The sequence below is a fragment of the Streptomyces sp. NPDC085927 genome (assembly GCF_044540975.1).
GTDB classification, from domain to species: domain Bacteria; phylum Actinomycetota; class Actinomycetes; order Streptomycetales; family Streptomycetaceae; genus Streptomyces; species Streptomyces hirsutus.
This window is the reverse complement of record NZ_JBITSN010000001.1, coordinates 236,307-252,295: the sequence shown is the minus strand read 5'-3', so window position 1 is coordinate 252,295 and position 15,989 is coordinate 236,307. Positions and strand designations below refer to the sequence as shown.

General features: G+C 69.9%; 14 protein-coding genes and 2 tRNA genes. 11 read left to right on the top strand and 5 right to left on the bottom strand.

The window, feature by feature from the left end; all coding sequences use genetic code 11:
* Nucleotides 1–2 precede the first annotated feature (2 nt).
* Both ACIF80_RS01240 and ACIF80_RS01235 read left to right on the top strand, forming a co-directional pair.
* On the top strand, nucleotides 3–683 hold the full coding sequence (locus ACIF80_RS01240) for an AIM24 family protein (protein WP_399797823.1): 681 nt from the start codon (nucleotides 3–5) through the stop codon (nucleotides 681–683).
* 17 nt (nucleotides 684–700) lie between these two features.
* Nucleotides 701–1,456, top strand: a complete 756-nt coding sequence (locus ACIF80_RS01235; RefSeq protein WP_399797820.1) for an AIM24 family protein — start codon at nucleotides 701–703, stop codon at nucleotides 1,454–1,456.
* 130 nt (nucleotides 1,457–1,586) lie between these two features.
* Here ACIF80_RS01235 and ACIF80_RS01230 read toward each other — a convergent pair whose 3' ends face one another.
* Both ACIF80_RS01230 and ACIF80_RS01225 read right to left on the bottom strand, forming a co-directional pair.
* Nucleotides 1,587–2,114 carry an NUDIX hydrolase gene (locus ACIF80_RS01230; protein ID WP_399797819.1) on the bottom strand — a complete coding sequence of 176 codons (528 nt, stop codon included), beginning with the start codon at nucleotides 2,112–2,114 and terminating at the stop codon, nucleotides 1,587–1,589.
* A complete protein-coding gene (locus ACIF80_RS01225) occupies nucleotides 2,111–3,595 on the bottom strand; it encodes a zinc-dependent metalloprotease (protein WP_399797817.1) in 1,485 nt (494 codons plus the stop codon). Before ACIF80_RS01225 ends, ACIF80_RS01230 begins: the two co-directional genes overlap by 4 nt.
* A 192-nt stretch (nucleotides 3,596–3,787) precedes the next feature.
* Between ACIF80_RS01225 and ACIF80_RS01220 the strand changes: the two genes are divergently transcribed.
* The 4 genes from ACIF80_RS01220 (at nucleotide 3,788) to ACIF80_RS01205 (ending at nucleotide 7,084) form a co-directional block, all read left to right on the top strand.
* A complete protein-coding gene (locus tag ACIF80_RS01220) occupies nucleotides 3,788–4,903 on the top strand; it encodes an SDR family oxidoreductase (protein WP_399797814.1) in 1,116 nt (371 codons plus the stop codon).
* Between the two features lie 86 nt (nucleotides 4,904–4,989).
* Complete coding sequence (locus ACIF80_RS01215) at nucleotides 4,990–5,448, top strand: molybdenum cofactor biosynthesis protein MoaE (protein ID WP_399797811.1); 459 nt, start codon at nucleotides 4,990–4,992, stop codon at nucleotides 5,446–5,448.
* A gap of 262 nt (nucleotides 5,449–5,710) precedes the next feature.
* Entirely contained in the window at nucleotides 5,711–5,890 is a 180-nt protein-coding gene (locus ACIF80_RS01210) for a hypothetical protein (RefSeq protein WP_399797808.1), read from the top strand.
* Between the two features lie 99 nt (nucleotides 5,891–5,989).
* Entirely contained in the window at nucleotides 5,990–7,084 is a 1,095-nt protein-coding gene (locus ACIF80_RS01205) for a PDZ domain-containing protein (protein ID WP_399797806.1), read from the top strand.
* A gap of 32 nt (nucleotides 7,085–7,116) precedes the next feature.
* Here the strand turns inward: ACIF80_RS01205 and ACIF80_RS01200 are convergent, their stop codons facing one another.
* Nucleotides 7,117–7,659 (bottom strand): PPA1309 family protein, encoded by a 543-nt coding sequence (locus ACIF80_RS01200; protein ID WP_399797803.1) that lies wholly within the window; start codon nucleotides 7,657–7,659, stop codon nucleotides 7,117–7,119.
* Between the two features lie 164 nt (nucleotides 7,660–7,823).
* Here ACIF80_RS01200 and ACIF80_RS01195 point away from each other — a divergent pair, with 164 nt between their 5' ends.
* From ACIF80_RS01195 to ACIF80_RS01180, 4 genes are all read left to right on the top strand, one after another.
* Entirely contained in the window at nucleotides 7,824–10,766 is a 2,943-nt protein-coding gene (locus tag ACIF80_RS01195; RefSeq protein ID WP_399799360.1) for a UPF0182 family protein, read from the top strand.
* A gap of 56 nt (nucleotides 10,767–10,822) precedes the next feature.
* Nucleotides 10,823–10,896 (top strand) — tRNA-Met (locus ACIF80_RS01190).
* Nucleotides 10,897–11,119: 223 nt separating this feature from the next.
* Nucleotides 11,120–12,937, top strand: a complete 1,818-nt coding sequence (locus ACIF80_RS01185; protein ID WP_399797801.1) for a tetratricopeptide repeat protein — start codon at nucleotides 11,120–11,122, stop codon at nucleotides 12,935–12,937.
* 116 nt (nucleotides 12,938–13,053) lie between these two features.
* A tRNA-Met gene (locus ACIF80_RS01180) sits at nucleotides 13,054–13,127 on the top strand.
* Between the two features lie 171 nt (nucleotides 13,128–13,298).
* On the opposite strand, the gene ACIF80_RS01175 is transcribed toward ACIF80_RS01180, so the two are convergent.
* Nucleotides 13,299–13,715: a Fur family transcriptional regulator gene (locus ACIF80_RS01175; RefSeq protein WP_055604801.1), complete on the bottom strand. Its 417-nt coding sequence runs from the start codon at nucleotides 13,713–13,715 to the stop codon at nucleotides 13,299–13,301.
* A gap of 144 nt (nucleotides 13,716–13,859) precedes the next feature.
* Between ACIF80_RS01175 and ACIF80_RS01170 the strand changes: the two genes are divergently transcribed.
* Nucleotides 13,860–15,311, top strand: coding sequence for a catalase (locus ACIF80_RS01170; RefSeq protein WP_399797798.1), 1,452 nt, complete (start codon nucleotides 13,860–13,862; stop codon nucleotides 15,309–15,311).
* A 94-nt stretch (nucleotides 15,312–15,405) separates the two neighbouring features.
* Here the strand turns inward: ACIF80_RS01170 and ACIF80_RS01165 are convergent, their stop codons facing one another.
* The gene (locus ACIF80_RS01165) at nucleotides 15,406–15,810 is read right to left on the bottom strand and encodes a cyclic nucleotide-binding/CBS domain-containing protein (RefSeq protein ID WP_399797796.1); all 405 of its coding nucleotides are present in this window, start codon (nucleotides 15,808–15,810) and stop codon (nucleotides 15,406–15,408) included.
* Between the last annotated feature and the right edge of the window lie 179 nt (nucleotides 15,811–15,989).

Sequence of the window (15,989 nt, the reverse complement as noted above, 5' to 3'; positions counted from 1 at the left end):
TCATGAACCAGCCACTCGCGGGCTACGCCCCCGCACCGGTCACCGCGCGCATGGAGAACCACGGCGATCACATGCTCAAGGTCGCCATGCAGACCGGGAACGACCTCCTCGCGCGCGTCGGGTCGATGATCGCCTACGAAGGGTTCATCCAGTACGAGCCCAACCCGCCGGCCGTGCGCCAGATCGCCCGGGACTGGGCCACCGGGGAGGGCGCCCCGCTGATGAAGTGCTCCGGCGACGGCCTGCTCTACCTCGCCGACTACGGGGCGAACGTCGTCGTGCTCAACCTCAACGGCGAAGGCATCTCCGTCAACGCCACCAACCTGCTCGCCTTCGACGCCGGCCTGACCTGGGGCGTGGAGCGGGTGAAGGGCCTGGCGAAGTTCGCCGGTCAGGGCCTGTGGAACACCAAGATCTCAGGGCAGGGCTGGGTCGCGCTGACCTCCCGGGGCGAGCCGATCGTCGTCGACTGCGGCGGCGGTGACGACGAGACGTACGTCGACCCGGACGCCCTGGTCGCCTGGTCCCCGAACCTCAAGGTGAAGGGCAAGCGCAGCTTCCGGGCGCAGTCTCTGATCGGCCGCGGCAGCGGCGAGGCCTACCAGATGGCGTTCTCCGGTCAGGGCATCGTCGTCGTCCAGCCCAGCGAGGACAGCACCGACCGTCTCCGGGTCCGGGGCTGAGGGGGAGCAACCACACCATGCAGAGCCCGCTTTTCGCCTTCAACGACCAGCAGACCCAGGAACGCTGGAGCCTGCAGAACAAGCAGATGCTCCGGGTCGCTCTGGGAGGGCACGACGACATCCTCGCCCGCAAGGGCAGCATGATCGCCTACCAGGGACTCGTCGAGTTCGACGCCGAGTACCAGAGCCGCGGCCAGGCACGCAGCCGTTCGCACACCGGCGAGGGACTGGACCTGATGCGCTGCCACGGGCAGGGCACGGTCTACTTCGCCAACCTCGCCCAGCACATCCATGTCATGGACGTGGACCATGAGGGGCTGACCGTCGACAGCAGCTACGTGCTCGCCATGGACTCCTCGCTGCATCACGAGGTCATCGCCGTCGACAGCATGTACGGCATCTCCGGCTCGGGGAAGTACCAGCTCAACATCACCGGTCAGGGCAAGGTCGCCCTGATGACCTCCGGTATGCCGTTGCTGATGCAGGTGACGCCGGACAAGTACGTCAACTGCGACGCCGACGCGATCGTCGCCTGGTCCACGGGGCTGCGCGTGCAGCTGCAGGCCCAGACGCACTCCTCCGGGGTGTGGCGGCGCCGCGGCAACACCGGCGAGGGCTGGGAGCTCAGTTTCATGGGCAGCGGCTTCGCGCTCGTTCAGCCCAGCGAGCTGCTGCCGCCGCAGAACGCCCAGATCGGGTCCGGCATCGCCGCGCAGTACGGCATGGGACAGCAGGGCGCCCGCGGACAGAACCAGGGCAACGTCTGGAGCTGACCGGCGTCCGGAGACACAACGGGTGAGGGCGACCGCCGAGCGGTCGCCCTCACCCGTGTCCGAGGAACAGCCGGGTGCCGGTCCGCTTCCCGTGTCCGTGGAACAGCCGGGTGCCGGCCGGCCCCGCGGATCAGGTGCCCAGCCGGGTCAGGGTCGCCTCCAGAAGACGGACGACCGAGGCATCCGCCACCTCAGCCACCTCGTCGTACGGGAACCAGCGCAGGTCGAGCGACTCGTCGCTGATGGTGTGCGCGGCATCGGGAGCGGCCACGGCCGCGTACTGGACGTCGAAGTGCCAGTGGCAGGGTGAGGGGATCGCGTGCCGGTCCAGGCGCACCGGTCCGCCCGCCAGGAGGGTCAGCCCCGCGATGCCCGACTCCTCGGTGGCCTCCCGCAGAGCCGCCGCCGTCAGCGACGGGTCGCCCGGCTCGCAGTGCCCGCCCATCTGTAGCCACATCCGCAGCTTCCGGTGCAGGGTCAGCAGCACCCGGCCGCGCCCGGGGTCGACCACGAGGGCGCTGGCGGTGAGATGACCCGCGTGACAGGCCTTCCACATGCCGTCCGGATGTGCGGCGAGGTGGTCCAGGTATGCCTGGCGCAGCTCCGGCTGGTTCTCGTACCCCTTGAGTACGAGAACCGCGTCGTCGTACAGACTCACTCGGTGCCGTCACCCTTGCGGTCGTCGTTTTCGCCGCCGTCGGTCTTTCCCTCGCCGCCGTCCCCGGTGGTGTCCTCGTCCTTGCTCCGCTTGCCGAGGTCGTGCTTGCCGGCCGCCTCGCCGAGCATCTTGTCCAGCTCGGAGAAGTCGATCTGCTCGCGGTGCACGAAGCCGTCCGGGTCGTCCAGGTCGGTGGCCGTCGGCAGCATGTCCGGGTGGGCCCACAGGGCGTCCCGCCCGTCGACACCGCGCGCGTCCGTGAGCGAGGCCCACAGCCGCGAGGCGTCGCGCAGCCGGCGCGGGCGCAGCTCCAGGCCGATCAGCGTGGCGAACGTCTGCTCCGCGGGGCCGCCCGAGGCGCGGCGGCGGCGCAGCGTCTCGCGCAGCGCGTCCGCCGACGACAGGCGGGGCTTCGCCGCCGTGTGCACCACGGCGTCCACCCAGCCCTCGACGAGGGCCAGCGCCGTCTCGAGACGGGCCAGTGCCGTCTTCTGCTGCGGGGTGTCCTCCGGCTGGAACATGCCCTGCTGAAGAGCTTCCTGGAGCTGCTCCGGGTTCTGCGGATCGAACTGGCCGACCACGTCCTCCAGCTTGGCGGTGTCGACCTTGATCCCGCGCGCATAGCCGTCGACGGCACCGAACAGGTGCGAGCGCAGCCACGGCACATGCGCGAACAGGCGCTGGTGGGCGGCCTCACGCAGGGCGAGATACAGCCGCACCTCCTCCTGCGGGACGCCCAGGTCCTTGCCGAACGCCGCGATGTTCACCGGCAGCAGCGCGGCCCTGCCCGCCGGGCCGAGCGGCAGGCCGATGTCGGTGGAACCGACGACCTCACCGGCCAGCATGCCGACCGCCTGGCCGATCTGCGTGCCGAACATGGCGCCGCCCATCGAGCGCATCATGCCGATCAGCGGGCCCGCCATGGCCTGCATCTCCTCCGGCAGTACGTCGCCCATCGCGGTGCCGACGCGCTCGGCGACCGGGTCCACGAGCTCCCGCCACGCCGGCAGTGTCGCCTCGACCCACTCCGCGCGGCTCCAGGCCACGGAGGAGGCCGCACCGGACGGCAGCGAGGTGGCGTCGTCCAGCCACAGGTCGGCCAGCCGGACGGCCTCGTCGACGGCCCTGCGCTCGGCGGGGCCGACGCTCGCGTCCTTCGTGCCGTCGGCGGTGCCCTGGGACACCGTCTGGCGGGCGATCTGCTTGGCCATGTCCCAGTTCACCGGCCCGCCCTCGTAGGAGAGCATCTGGCCGAGCTGCTGGAACGCGGCGCCCAGGTCGTTGGGGTTCAGGGAACCGAACATCGCGGCGAACGGATTGTCCGCGCCGGGAGCGCCGAAGCCGCCGGCTCCGGGCGTGCCGAAACCGAACGGGTTGGCCGGGTCCTGACCACCACCGCTCTGCTGGTCCTTCTTCTTGCCCTCGTCGCCGTCGTCCGGCTCCTCCGGCGGAAGGCCGAATCCGAATGGGGTGTCACTCACGGGATTCCTCGGCTGATAGGGCCACCGGTTCTTTCCGGCGGCACGGCTGCCCGACAACACCACCCAGCGTAGACACCTGAGGCGGTTCGAGCCTCGATGCTTCGCCGACAGAAGGCCTGCGGCAGGATGGATGCCACCTGGTACACATGCTTCGCATGCGCTCTTACTGAAGACAACCGCTGGAGACGCCCGGTGAGTTCCCCAGATCCACAGGTTCGCGCAGCGCGAAACCGGTCACCCCGCTCGTCGCCCGCGCGGGGGCCCGTCGTCGCGGTCACCGGCGCAGCCTCCGGGGTCGGCGCGCTGCTCACCGAGCGGCTCGCCGCCTCGGAGGAGATCAAGCAGGTCATCGCCATCGACGAGCGCCGCGGCGACTGCGCCGAGGCGCAGTGGCACATCCTGGACGTGCGGGATCCGGCCATCGCGGAACGACTGCGCGGGGCCGACGTCGTGGTGCACCTGGCGCTCGACCTCGACCTGGAGGGCGACGCCGCCGCCCGGACGGCCTACAACGTCCGCGGGACGCAGACCGTACTGACCGCCGCCGCGGCGGCCGGAGTGCGCCGGGTCGTGCTGTGCACCTCGACGATGGTCTACGGGGCGCTCCCGGACAACGAGCTGCCGCTGTCCGAGGACGCGGAGCTGCGGGCCACCGCCGAGGCCACCGGCGTGGGCGACCTCCTGGAGATCGAGCGGCTCGCGCGCAGGGCGCCCCGCGCGCACCCCGGACTCAATGTCACGGTCGTACGGCCCGCTGTCCTCGTCGGCGGCACCGACACCGCGCTGACCAGGTATTTCGAGTCGCCCCGGCTGCTCGTGGTGGCCGGATCACGGCCCGCGTGGCAGTTCTGCCACGTCGACGATCTGTGCAGCGCCCTGGAGTACGCCGTCCGGGAGGAAGTCGACGGAGAGCTGGCCGTCGGGTGCGACGGATGGCTGGAGCAGGAGGAGGTCGAGGAGCTCAGCGGGATCCGGCGGATGGAGCTGCCGTCGGCGGTCGCGCTGGGCGCGGCGGCCCGGCTGCACCGGATCGGGCTCACCCCGTCCCCGGCAGGGGACCTGGCGTACACGATGCATCCCTGGGTGGTCAGCGGGAGCCGGCTGCACGAGGCCGGGTGGCGGCCCGCCTACACGAACGAGCAGGTGCTGGCCGAGCTCCTGGAGGAGGTCTCCGGCCGGCACACGGTCGTCGGGCGGCGGCTCGGGCGCAAGGACGCGACGGCGGCGGGCGCCGCGGGAGCGACCGTGGCCCTGCTGGGCGCGGCCGCGGTGGTGCGGCGGGCGCGGAAGGCCCGGCGGCGGATCTGAGGAGGGGCGGATCCTCCCGGCGACGGTCGCTGCGGAGCCCCGAGGGTGCTTCCGCGGTGTCGGGGCCGTGGGGCACGATGGAGTGCATGGCATCCATGAAGGATCACCCCGGTGAGCAGGCCACGCAGGACCCGGTCAAGCTGATCGCGATCCGGGACGCGCCGCTGTCCGTGGACGAGGTCTTCCGGGCCGTCGGCGACGACGCGGCCGGCGGGACGGCACTGTTCGTGGGGACCGTGCGCAATCACGACGGCGGGACCGACGTCGACGAGCTGGGGTATTCGTGTCACCCGAATGCCGAGGACGAGATGCGGCGGATCGCCGAGAAGGTCGTCGCCGAGTACCCCGTGCGGGCGCTGGCGGCCGTGCACCGGGTGGGGGACCTCGAGGTCGGGGATCTCGCCGTCGTCGTCGGTGTGTCATGCGCGCACCGGGGCGAGGCCTTCGAGGCCTGCCGGAAGCTGATCGACGACCTCAAGCACGAGGTGCCCATCTGGAAGCACCAGAAGTTCTCCGACGGTACAGAAGAATGGGTGGGCGCGTAGCGGCGTCGTTGAGGGGTGGTGGCCGGGCGACGGGAGAGTGGGCCGGCGCGTAGCGGCGTCGTTGAGGGGTGGTGGCCGGGCGACGGGAGGGCGGGCCGTCGGCCGGACGCCCTCGGAACCCGTCCGTCGCTCCCGTTCCCGGATCTCTGTTCCCCGCTGCACTCCGCTTGCGTAACCGCACCCTGGGTATGAGCGTTGTCACTGCGGATGGTTAATCTGCTGATCAGTCAGTCGCGGACGCTCATGGGGATGGGAGGTCGGCATGGCGGCACTTGCCTGGTTGCTGATTCCGTTTATGGCCGCGGTCGGCGCGGGACTGTGGGGCAGTTGGGCCAGTCGGACTCGCCGGGTGCGGAGCGACGGCCCCGAGCTCATCGGTTACGCCCGGTTCCGCGAGGCCATGGAGAGGCCCCGGCCTTCGGAGGAAGAGCTCCGGCCCTAGGACCGAAAACGGCACGTCACCGGCGTAGGACAAGGTCAGGGCTGCCCGGACGGGCGGCCCTGACAGTGCGCTGACAGGCCCGTCCCGTACTGTCGGTGCATGCCACGCCGCACCGCGACGATGCTCGCCTCCACCCTCATGCTGATCGTGCTTCTGTGCGCGGGTGTGTTCCTCCCCGTGCCGTACGCGGAGATGTCCCCGGGGCCGACGGTGAACACTCTGGGCGACCACGACGGCGAGCCGGTGCTGCGGATCGACGGGCGCAAGACCTATCCGACCGACGGCAACCTCAACATGACCACGGTGCGGGTCACGAGCGCCGACTACCGGATGAACCTGGTCGAGGCCGTCTACGGATGGCTCGCGCACGACAACAAGGTCGTGCCGCACGACACGCTCTACCCCGACGGCAAGACGGAGGAGCAGTCCACGCAGGAGAACGCCGAGGAGTTCAGCCAGTCCCAGGAGAGCGCCAAGGTAGTGGCCCTGAAGGAGCTCGACGTCCCGGTGAAGTCCTGGGTGATCGTCTCCACGGTCGTCAAGGACTCGCCCGCCGAGGGCAAGCTGCACGCCGGTGACGTGATCAAGAGCGTCGACGGCAGCGTGGTGCGCGAGCCGGCCGACGTCGCCGAGCTGGTGACCAAGCACAAGCCCGGCGAGGACGTCGACTTCACGATCGTGCCCGCCAAGGAGCAGGCCGCCGCCGAGAAGGAGAACCGGGCACCGAAGCGGACCGAGGAGATCACGATCACCACCACGGCCTCCGACGACGCCGGGGACGAACGCGCCGTCGTCGGGATCGCCGCCGGAACCGATCACACCTTCCCGTTCACCATCGACATCGAGCTCGCCGACGTCGGCGGGCCGAGCGCCGGTCTGATGTTCGCGCTCGGCATCTACGACAAGCTCACCCCGGGCAGCCTGACCGGCGGCAAGTTCGTCGCCGGCACCGGCACCATCGACGACGCCGGCAAGGTCGGGCCGATCGGCGGGATCGAGATGAAGACGGTCGGCGCGCGTGCCAAGGGCGCCGAGTACTTCCTCACACCCGCCGACAACTGCGCGGCCGCCTCCGCGGACACCCCCGAGGGTCTCACGCTCATCAAGGTGGACACCATCCACGACGCCCTCGGTGCCCTGAAGGACCTCGACTCCGGCGACACCGCCGACCTGCCGACGTGTGCGGCCTCCTGACCGGGCGGACCGCTCGCCACACCTTCTGAGGGCTACGCCTCGAACGTCGCCGTCAGGGCCTCCGCCAGACCCGGCACCAGGGCGGAACCGGTGAGGACCTCCGTCGGCGAGTCCTTCGCCCGCAGCCGCAAGGCGGAATCGCGGGCACCGTTGCGCAGCACCGCGACCGTCATGCGGACCTCCTGGCGCTCCGGGTGCTTCGCCACCCACGCCGCCAGCGCGGCCTCGTCCAGATCCTGCGGAACCTGGGCCTCCGCGGACGGCGGCAGCATCAGACGCTCCACGGTCAGGGCGCAGCCGGCCACCGAGTCGGGCCAGGCGATGGTGCCCAGGAACTCGTCGAGCGGCTTGCCCGTTGGAATTGCGTCCTGCTCGATCGGGGTGAGGGCCGTCGTCTCCTGCTCGTCGCCCGGACCGAGCCGGTCCGCGAGGGAGGGCTGCTCGGCGCGCAGCCGTGCGGTGTCTACGAGGGCGAAGAGACGGGCGGGCTGGTCCCAGCCGAGGCCGGAGACGTACTCGTCGATCTCGAGCACGGCCCGGGTGAGCGGGCTCGCCGCCATGGGTGTGTTGGACATGGTCACAATCCTCTCTCGTTGAGGGCCGAAATCGGGAACCGAGTAAAGGGTGAGTAAGTTGCATAGGTGTGGGCCCGTGAACAAGGGGGCCCACACACGGTCCACGAACTCGCGGACCTGACGAATCGACACCGAACTTCGAGGTGCCTACCTTGGCTTTCCAGATGCCGGACCGTGGCGGAGGCCCGACAGGGCCACGGATGAGAGTGGGCCGCCCGTCCCGGCGGGTCCGGACCCTGCTCATGACACTGGGCGTCCTGGCCGTCCTCGGCATGGTGTTCACCATGTTCGCGGGGTTCTGGACCGACTGGCTGTGGTACCGCTCGGTCGACTACTCGTCGGTGTTCACGACGACCCTGTGGACCAAGATCGGACTCTTCTTCGTCTTCGGTCTGCTGATGGCCCTCGCGGTCGGCTTCAACATCTGGCTGGCACACCGGATGAGGCCGCCGCTGAGCGCCATGTCGATGGAGCAGCAGAACCTCGACCGGTACCGGATGGGCATCGCCCCGTACAAGAAGTGGCTGCTTCTCGGTATCACCGCGCTGCTGGGGCTGATCGCCGGTGCCTCGGCCTCGGGCCAGTGGCGCACCTGGCTGATGTGGGTCAACGGCGTGCCGTTCGGCAAGAAGGACCCGCAGTTCAAGCTCGACGTCGCGTTCTACGCCTTCGACCTGCCCTGGTACCGGTTCCTGCTCGGGTTCGGCTTCGCGGCCACCATCCTGTCGCTGATCGCCGCCGCGCTCACCCACTACCTGTACGGCGGCCTGCGGGTCACCAGCCCCGGCGCGCGCGCCACGGCCGCGGCCACCGGGCACCTTTCGGTGCTCCTCGGCATCTTCGTCGCCCTGAAGGCGGTCGCGTACTGGCTCGACCGGTACGGCCTGGCGGTCAAGTCCAGCGACTTCAAGGCGACCGACAACTGGACCGGTCTGCGGTACGTCGACGCCAACGCCTATCTGCCGGCGAAGACGATCCTGTTCTGCATCGCCGTCATCTGCGCGCTGCTGTTCTTCGCCACCCTGTGGCGGCGTACCTGGCAGCTGCCCGTGATCGGCTTCGGCCTGATGGTGCTGTCGGCGATCCTCATCGGCGGCCTGTACCCGGCGATCGTGCAGAAGTTCCAGGTCCAGCCGAACGAGCAGGCCAAGGAAGCGCCGTACGTCGAGAAGAACCTCAAGGCGACGCGTGATGCCTACGGCATCGACGACGCCCAGGTCGACGAGTACCCGGGGACCAGCCAGACCAAGGACAAGACCAAGCTCCGGGACCAGGTCTCCGAGACGGCGAGCATCCGGATCATGGACCCGAACATCGTCTCGCCGACGTTCCAGCAGCTCCAGCAGATCAGGAACTACTACGCGTTCCCGACCAACCTGGACGTGGACCGCTATCCCGATCCCAAGACCGGCGCGGAGCAGGACACCGTCATCGGTCTGCGCGAGATCAACCTCAACGGCATCCCGAAGCGGAACTGGATCAACGACCACTTCCGTTACACCCACGGATACGGTGCCGTCGCCGCCAAGGGCACCAGTTCCGACGACGGCCGTCCGGTCTTCACCGAGTACGACCTGCCGTCCAAGGGCGACCTCGGTACGTACGAGCAGCGCGTCTACTACGGCGAGCGGACGACGACGTACTCGATCGTCGGCGGTCCCCAGAAGGAGATCGACTACTCCGACGACAGCGGCGAGAAGACGACCAGTTACAAGGGCGACAGCGGGGTCAACCTCGCCAACCCGATCAACCGGGCCGCCTACGCCGCGGCGTTCAGCGAACCGCAGATCCTGTACTCCGGTGCCATCGGCGAGGGCTCGCGGATTCTGTACAACCGCACACCCAAGGAGCGTGTCGAGGCGGTCGCCCCGTGGCTGACCATCGACGGCGACGCCTACCCCGCGGTGGTGGACGGCCGGATCCAGTGGATCGTCGACGCCTACACGACCACCAACGGCTACCCGTACGCGTCGCGGACGACCCTCGGTGACACCACGGCCGACTCGCTGACCGCCACCAACGACAACCGCGCGGTGGTGGCCCAGGAGAACCGGGTCAACTACATCCGCAACTCGGTGAAGGCGACCGTCGACGCGTACAGCGGCGAGGTCGAGCTCTACCAGTGGGACACCCAGGATCCCGTCCTGAAGACGTGGATGAAGGCGTTCCCGGACACGGTGGAGCCGAAGAGCGAGATCTCCAGCGGCCTGATGGACCACCTGCGGTACCCGCAGGACCTGTTCAAGGTGCAGCGCGAACTGCTGACCCGCTACCACGTGAAGGACGCCACCACGTTCCTCAGCGGCAGCGAGGTGTGGCAGGTGCCGGACGACCCGACGAACAAGACGGGCGACGCGGTACCGCCGTACTACCAGAGCATGAGGATGCCCGACCAGAAGGAACAGGCCTTCTCGCTCACCACGACGTTCACTCCGAACGGCCGTGACAACCTCAGCGCGTTCATGGCGGTCGACGCCGAGGCGGGCAGCGAGGGGTACGGCAAGATCAGAGTTCTGAAACTGCCGACGAGCACCACGGCCGCCGGACCCAAACAGGTCCAGAGCCAGTTCAACTCCGAGCAGGACATCGCGGAGTCGATCAGGCTGCTGAGGGGCGGCGACTCCGAAGTGGAGTACGGCAACCTGCTGGCCGTCCCGCTCGACGGCGGACTGCTGTACGTGGAGCCGGTCTACGTGCGCGGTGGCGGACTGAAGTACCCGCTGCTGCGGAAGGTGCTGGTGACCTACGGAGGCCAGACCGCCTTCGAGGACACCCTGGAGCAGGCCCTCGACAAGGTCTTCGGAGCCGAGGGCCCGGCCACCGAGCCCCCGGGGGGCGAGGGCGAAGGATCCGGCGAGGACGAAGGCACCACCAAGCCGCCGACATCCGACAACCCGACGGTCCAAGAGGCCCTGAACGACGCCCAGGAGGCCTTCGAGGCCGGCCAGGAAGCCTTGCAGAAGAACGACTGGGAAGCCTACGGCCAGGCGCAGAAGGACCTCGAGGCGGCCTTGCGCAGGGCCGAGGAGGCCCAGGCCGGGGACGGCGGAGGCGGCTCGGGCGCGTCGGACAGCAGTCCCAGCCCCAACCCGAGCCCGAGCAGTTAGCAAGTCGGCTGGTCAAAGGCCCACCTCGCGCCGTGGTACGGTTCTACACACAACGGCGCGGGGTGGAGCAGCTCGGTAGCTCGCTGGGCTCATAACCCAGAGGTCGCAGGTTCAAATCCTGTCCCCGCTACTGAAGTCGCGAAGTCGGCGACAGCAAAGGCCCGGATTCCTCAAGGAATCCGGGCCTTTGTGGTGTGCGAACGCATGTGCCGGGACATGTGACGGCCGCGCCGGCGACGGGAGTTGGCGGATCTGTGTTTCACTTGTCTCTCTGTGGGCATGTCGACAAAACGCTGAAGTGACCTCACTGACTGCGGCATACCAGGTGTACCCAGGTTGCAGGTGGTGCGACGATGGATGTTATGGGGGACAGGACAACTCTGTTCGAGACAGGACGTATTGAGCAGCCCTCCCCTCGGGGGGAACCTCGCGACGAGACCGCGGAGGCCGCCGACGAGGCGGCCGAGGAACTGCGCCGGCGGCTCGCTGCCGAGGCCGGCGACGTCGAGGCGATGAGCGTCCTCGGTGCCATGCTGCTGCGCCGCGGTGACCTCGCCGGAGCCGAACCCCACCTGCGTGCCGCCACCGCCGCGGGCGACCGTGCCGCCGCCAACAACCTGGGTGTCCTCCTGTTCCAGCGCGGCTATCCGGAGGAGGCCGCGGGATGGTGGCGGATCGCCGCTGTCGCCGGCTCGGCCCCGGCGGCGCACGCGCTCGGCCGGCACCACCGCGAGCGTGGCGACGAACCCGCCGCCGAGTACTGGCTGCGCCAGTCCGCCGAGCAGGACCACGCCCTGGGCGCCTACGCACTCGCCGACCTGCTGGAACACCGCGGGGACGCGGCCGGTGCCGAGCGCTGGATGCGGGCGGCCGCCGAGCGGGGACACCGGGAAGCGGCCTACCGGCTGGCGAGGACGCTGGACCGGAAGGCCGCCCGGGAGACCGGCGACGACACCGTCCCGTTCGTGGAGGAGGCCGAGCAGTGGTACCGGCAGGCCGCCGCGCGGGGGCACCGCAGGGCCGCGCTGTACCTCGGCGTGATCCTGGAGAAGCGCGGCCAGCTCAAGGAGGCCGGCCGCTGGTACCTGATGTCCGCCAAGGACGGGGAGGCACGGGCCGCCTGCGCGCTCGGGTTCCTGCTGCGCGACGCCGGTGACACCGAGAACGCCGCCGTGTGGTGGCTGCGCGCCGCCCAGGACGGCGACGGCAACGCCGCCAACGCGCTGGGCGCCCTGCACGCCGAGCGCGGCGAGACCCAGACCGCCGAACGCTGGTACCGGGCCGCGATGGACGCGGGCGACGTCAACGGCGCGTACAACCTCGGGCTGCTCTGTGCCGAACAGGGCCGGACCGCGCCGGCCGAGCAGTGGTACCGCCGCGCCGCCTACGCCGGTCACCGCGAGGCGGCCAACGCGCTGGCGATCCTGCTGCTGACGGCCGGCGACGAGAAGGGCGCGGAGCCCTGGTTCTCCAAGGCGGCGGAGGCGGGCAGCGTGGACGCCGCCTTCAACCTCGGCATCCTGCACGCCGGCCGGGACGAGGAGACGGCCGCACTGCGCTGGTACGAGCGGGCGGCGGGCGCCGGGCACACGGAGGCCGCGCTCCAGGTCGGCATGGCCCGGCTGCGCGACGGGGACGAGGGCGAGGCGGAGCGGTTCCTGCGGTGCGCGGCGGGCGGCGGCAGCGCCGAGGCCGCCTACCGTCTGGCGGCCGTGCTGGACGCCCGCCGTCCGCCGGAGCCGGCGCACGAGCTGGGCGAGCCGGTGAACCGGCGCAGCGAGTGCGAGGAGTGGTACGAGCGCGCCGCCCTGCAGGGCCACCGGCGTGCACAGGTGCGGGTCGGCATGCTCGCCGCGGCCCGTGGCGACGTGGTCGAGGCGGCCCGCTGGTACCGCGAGGCGGCCGAGGCCGGCTCCCGCAACGGCGCGTTCAACCTGGGCCTGCTGCTGGCCCGGGAGGGCAGCGAGCCCGAGGCGGCCGTGTGGTGGGCCCGTGCGGCCGACGCCGGGCACGGACGTGCCGCCCTGCGGCTCGCCCTGGTCTACGCGCGCCGGGGCGAACTCGCCGAGGGCCAGAGCTGGGCCGACCGCGCGGCGGCACTGGGCCCGACGGCGGTGACGGAGCGCGCGACCCGCCTGCGCGACGCCCTCCGCGAGGAACTCTCCGCGTGACCGCGTGACCGCGCGCCCGGGGCGGGGCGGCCGTACGCCGCACCTCCGCGGCGTACGGCCGCCCCGAAAGGGATTTGCCTCCGTCCGCATCCTTGACGTAACGTTGCATTCATCGACGCGGGGTGGAGCAGCTCGGTAGCTCGCTGGGCTCATAACCCAGAGGTCGCAGGTTCAAATCCTGTCCCCGCTACTGAAGGCCGAGGGCCGGAATCCGAAAGGGTTCCGGCCCTCGGTGCATGCACGGGCCCACGCGTCCGCACCTCTACGCGTCCGCGCGTCCGGACATCGCGCGACGAAGCCCCGGCATCAATGGTGCCGGGGCTTCGTCGCGCGTGTGTGCGAAAGAGGGTGGGTGCTGCCGTTACGCCGTCGCGCAGTTCGGGCAGACACCGCGGTACGTCATCTCGACGCCCGAGACCGTGAAGCCGAAGCGCTCCGCGTCGGGGAGGTCGGCCAGCGGGTTGCCGACCGGATGCACGTCACGGATGGCGCCGCACTGCCCGCACACCAGGTGGTGATGCGGCCGGTGGGCGTTCGGGTCGTAGCGCTTGGCCCGCTTGTCCGTGGAGACCTCCAGCACCTCGCCGATCGTGACCAGCTCGCCCAGCGTGTTGTAGACGGTCGCCCGGGAGATCTCGGGCAGCTTGGTGACGGCTCGGGCGTGCACCTCGTCGGCCGTCAGATGGACGTGATCGCCGTCGAGGACCTCGGCCACCACACGACGCTGTGCGGTCATCCGCCAGCCACGTCCGCGCAGTCGTTCCAGAAGGTCGCTCATGAACACCAGCCTAACAGCTAGGAGGAAGCAGGTTCGAATGAGTGTGACTTTGGAGCCTTGCTTGACTTAGACATTGTCCATTGTAGGATCGGAGATGACTTTGACCAAGGGACGCAGTTGGCTGGAACCGCCCAGGAGGCGCACGTGACGCAGGGACCACTCACCACGGAGGCCGGAGCTCCGGTATCCGACAATCAGAACAGCGAGAGCGCCGGCGTCGGCGGGCCGGTGCTTGTTCAGGACCAGCTGCTTCTGGAGAAGCTGGCCCACTTCAACCGTGAGCGCATTCCGGAGCGCGTGGTGCACGCCCGCGGCGCCGGTGCCTACGGGACCTTCACGGTCACCGCCGACGTGACGAAGTACACCAGGGCCAAGTTCCTCTCCGAGGTGGGCAAGGAGACCGAGGTCTTCCAGCGCTTCTCGACCGTGGCCGGAAACCTGGGTGCCCCGGACGCCGTGCGCGACCCGCGCGGTTTCGCGCTGAAGTTCTACACCGAAGAGGGCAACTACGACCTCGTCGGCAACAACACCCCGGTGTTCTTCATCCGGGACGCCATCAAGTTCCCCGACTTCATCCACACGCAGAAGCGCGACCCGTACACGGGCTCGCAGGAGGCGGACAACGTCTTCGACTTCTGGGGCCTGTCGCCCGAGTCCACGCACCAGGTGACCTGGCTGTTCGGTGACCGCGGCATTCCGGCGTCCTACCGCCACATGGACGGCTTCGGTTCCCACACCTACCAGTGGAACAACGAGGCCGGCGAGGTCTTCTGGGTCAAGTACCACTTCAAGACCGACCAGGGCATCAAGAACCTCACCGCCGAGGAGGCCGAGGTCCTCGCGGGCAAGGACCCCGACTCGCACCAGCGTGACCTGCGGGAGGCCATCGAGCGGGGCGAGTTCCCGTCCTGGACCGTGGGCGTGCAGATCATGCCGGCGGCCGAGGCCGCGACGTACCGCTTCAACCCGTTCGACCTGACCAAGGTCTGGCCGCACGCGGACTACCCGGTCATCGAGTTCGGCAAGCTGGAGCTCAACCGCAACCCGGAGAACATCTTCGCCGAGGTCGAGCAGTCCATCTTCAGCCCCGGTCACTTCGTGCCCGGCATCGGGCCGTCCCCGGACAAGATGCTCCAGGGCCGCATCTTCTCCTACGCGGACGCCCACCGGTACCGCGTCGGCATCAACGCCGACCACCTGCCGGTCAACCGCCCGCACGCCACCGAGGCGCGCACCTACTCCCGTGACGGCCACCTGTACGACGGCCGCCACAAGGGTGCGAAGAACTACGAGCCGAACAGCTTCGACGGTCCGGTCCAGACCAACCGTCCGCTGTGGGAGCCCATCGCGGTGACCGGTGTCACCGGCGAGACGGTCACGCCGTCCCACGCCGAGGACAACGACTTCGTGCAGGCGGGCAACCTCTACCGGCTGATGAGCGAGGAGGAGAAGGTGCGCCTGGTCGACAACCTGGCGGGCGCCATCTCAGGGGTCACGCGCGTCGACATCGCCGAGCGCGCGATCAACAACTTCCGCCAGGCGGACGAGGACTTCGGCAAGCGGCTGGAGGCCGCGGTCCAGGCCCTTCGCGGCTGATTCCAGCGCTGGACCGCTTGTCGTGGCGACGGGCCGGGCTCCCTCACGGGGAGCCCGGCCCGTCTCGCGTGCCGAGCGGGTCCCGGCGCGGCGGTCACGCCGGTGTGTGCTGGGCGGCCTGGCGTCGTGCGGGAACCCAGCAGCGGATGATGTCACGCACCGAGACGATGCCCGCGGGCTCGCCCCGCTCCAGGACGATCAGATGACGGAAGCCGCCGTGGGTCATGGCGTGGGCGGCGTCCTCGAGCGTCCAGGACGGGTCGGCGAAGACGACGTCGGTGGTGGTGTGGGCGTGGGCGCGCTCGGAGTCCGGGTCCTGTCCCAGGCCCAGGGAGTTGAGGACGTCCCGTTCGGTGAGGATGCCGATGCCGATGCCGTCGGGATCGAGGACCACTGCCGCTCCGACGCGGCGGGCGGACATCAGAACGGCGGCCTGGCGGAGAGTGTGGGCGGGGCCGATGGTGAGGACCACCGTGCTCATGGCGTCGCGGACGAGCATGGGATGGAGCCACCTCCTACCGGAAACCGTGCCGTCGGACGCCGGAGCGGTCCACTGGTTCACGGTTTCACAAGTTCACAAGTGGGCGGGTCCTCAGAGTCGCAGGCAAAGTCCGGGTCAACAAGAGGGCGTGTGCGGCGGATCGAGGGCGCGCGCAGGCCTCGCGCGCGGATTTCGTA

Bases quoted from the DNA above. Each gene is read 5' to 3' on its own strand.
- ACIF80_RS01240 (WP_399797823.1), top strand. From the start codon at position 3: ATGAACCAGCCACTCGCGGGCTACGCCCCCGCACCGGTCACCGCGCGC.
- ACIF80_RS01235 (WP_399797820.1), top strand. From the start codon at position 701: ATGCAGAGCCCGCTTTTCGCCTTCAACGACCAGCAGACCCAGGAACGC.
- ACIF80_RS01215 (WP_399797811.1), top strand. From the start codon at position 4,990: ATGGCATCCATGAAGGATCACCCCGGTGAGCAGGCCACGCAGGACCCG.
- ACIF80_RS01210 (WP_399797808.1), top strand. From the start codon at position 5,711: ATGGCGGCACTTGCCTGGTTGCTGATTCCGTTTATGGCCGCGGTCGGC.
- ACIF80_RS01205 (WP_399797806.1), top strand. From the start codon at position 5,990: ATGCCACGCCGCACCGCGACGATGCTCGCCTCCACCCTCATGCTGATC.
- ACIF80_RS01200 (WP_399797803.1), bottom strand. From the start codon at position 7,659: ATGTCCAACACACCCATGGCGGCGAGCCCGCTCACCCGGGCCGTGCTC.
- ACIF80_RS01195 (WP_399799360.1), top strand. From the start codon at position 7,824: ATGCCGGACCGTGGCGGAGGCCCGACAGGGCCACGGATGAGAGTGGGC.
- ACIF80_RS01185 (WP_399797801.1), top strand. From the start codon at position 11,120: ATGGATGTTATGGGGGACAGGACAACTCTGTTCGAGACAGGACGTATT.
- ACIF80_RS01175 (WP_055604801.1), bottom strand. From the start codon at position 13,715: ATGAGCGACCTTCTGGAACGACTGCGCGGACGTGGCTGGCGGATGACC.
- ACIF80_RS01165 (WP_399797796.1), bottom strand. From the start codon at position 15,810: ATGCTCGTCCGCGACGCCATGAGCACGGTGGTCCTCACCATCGGCCCC.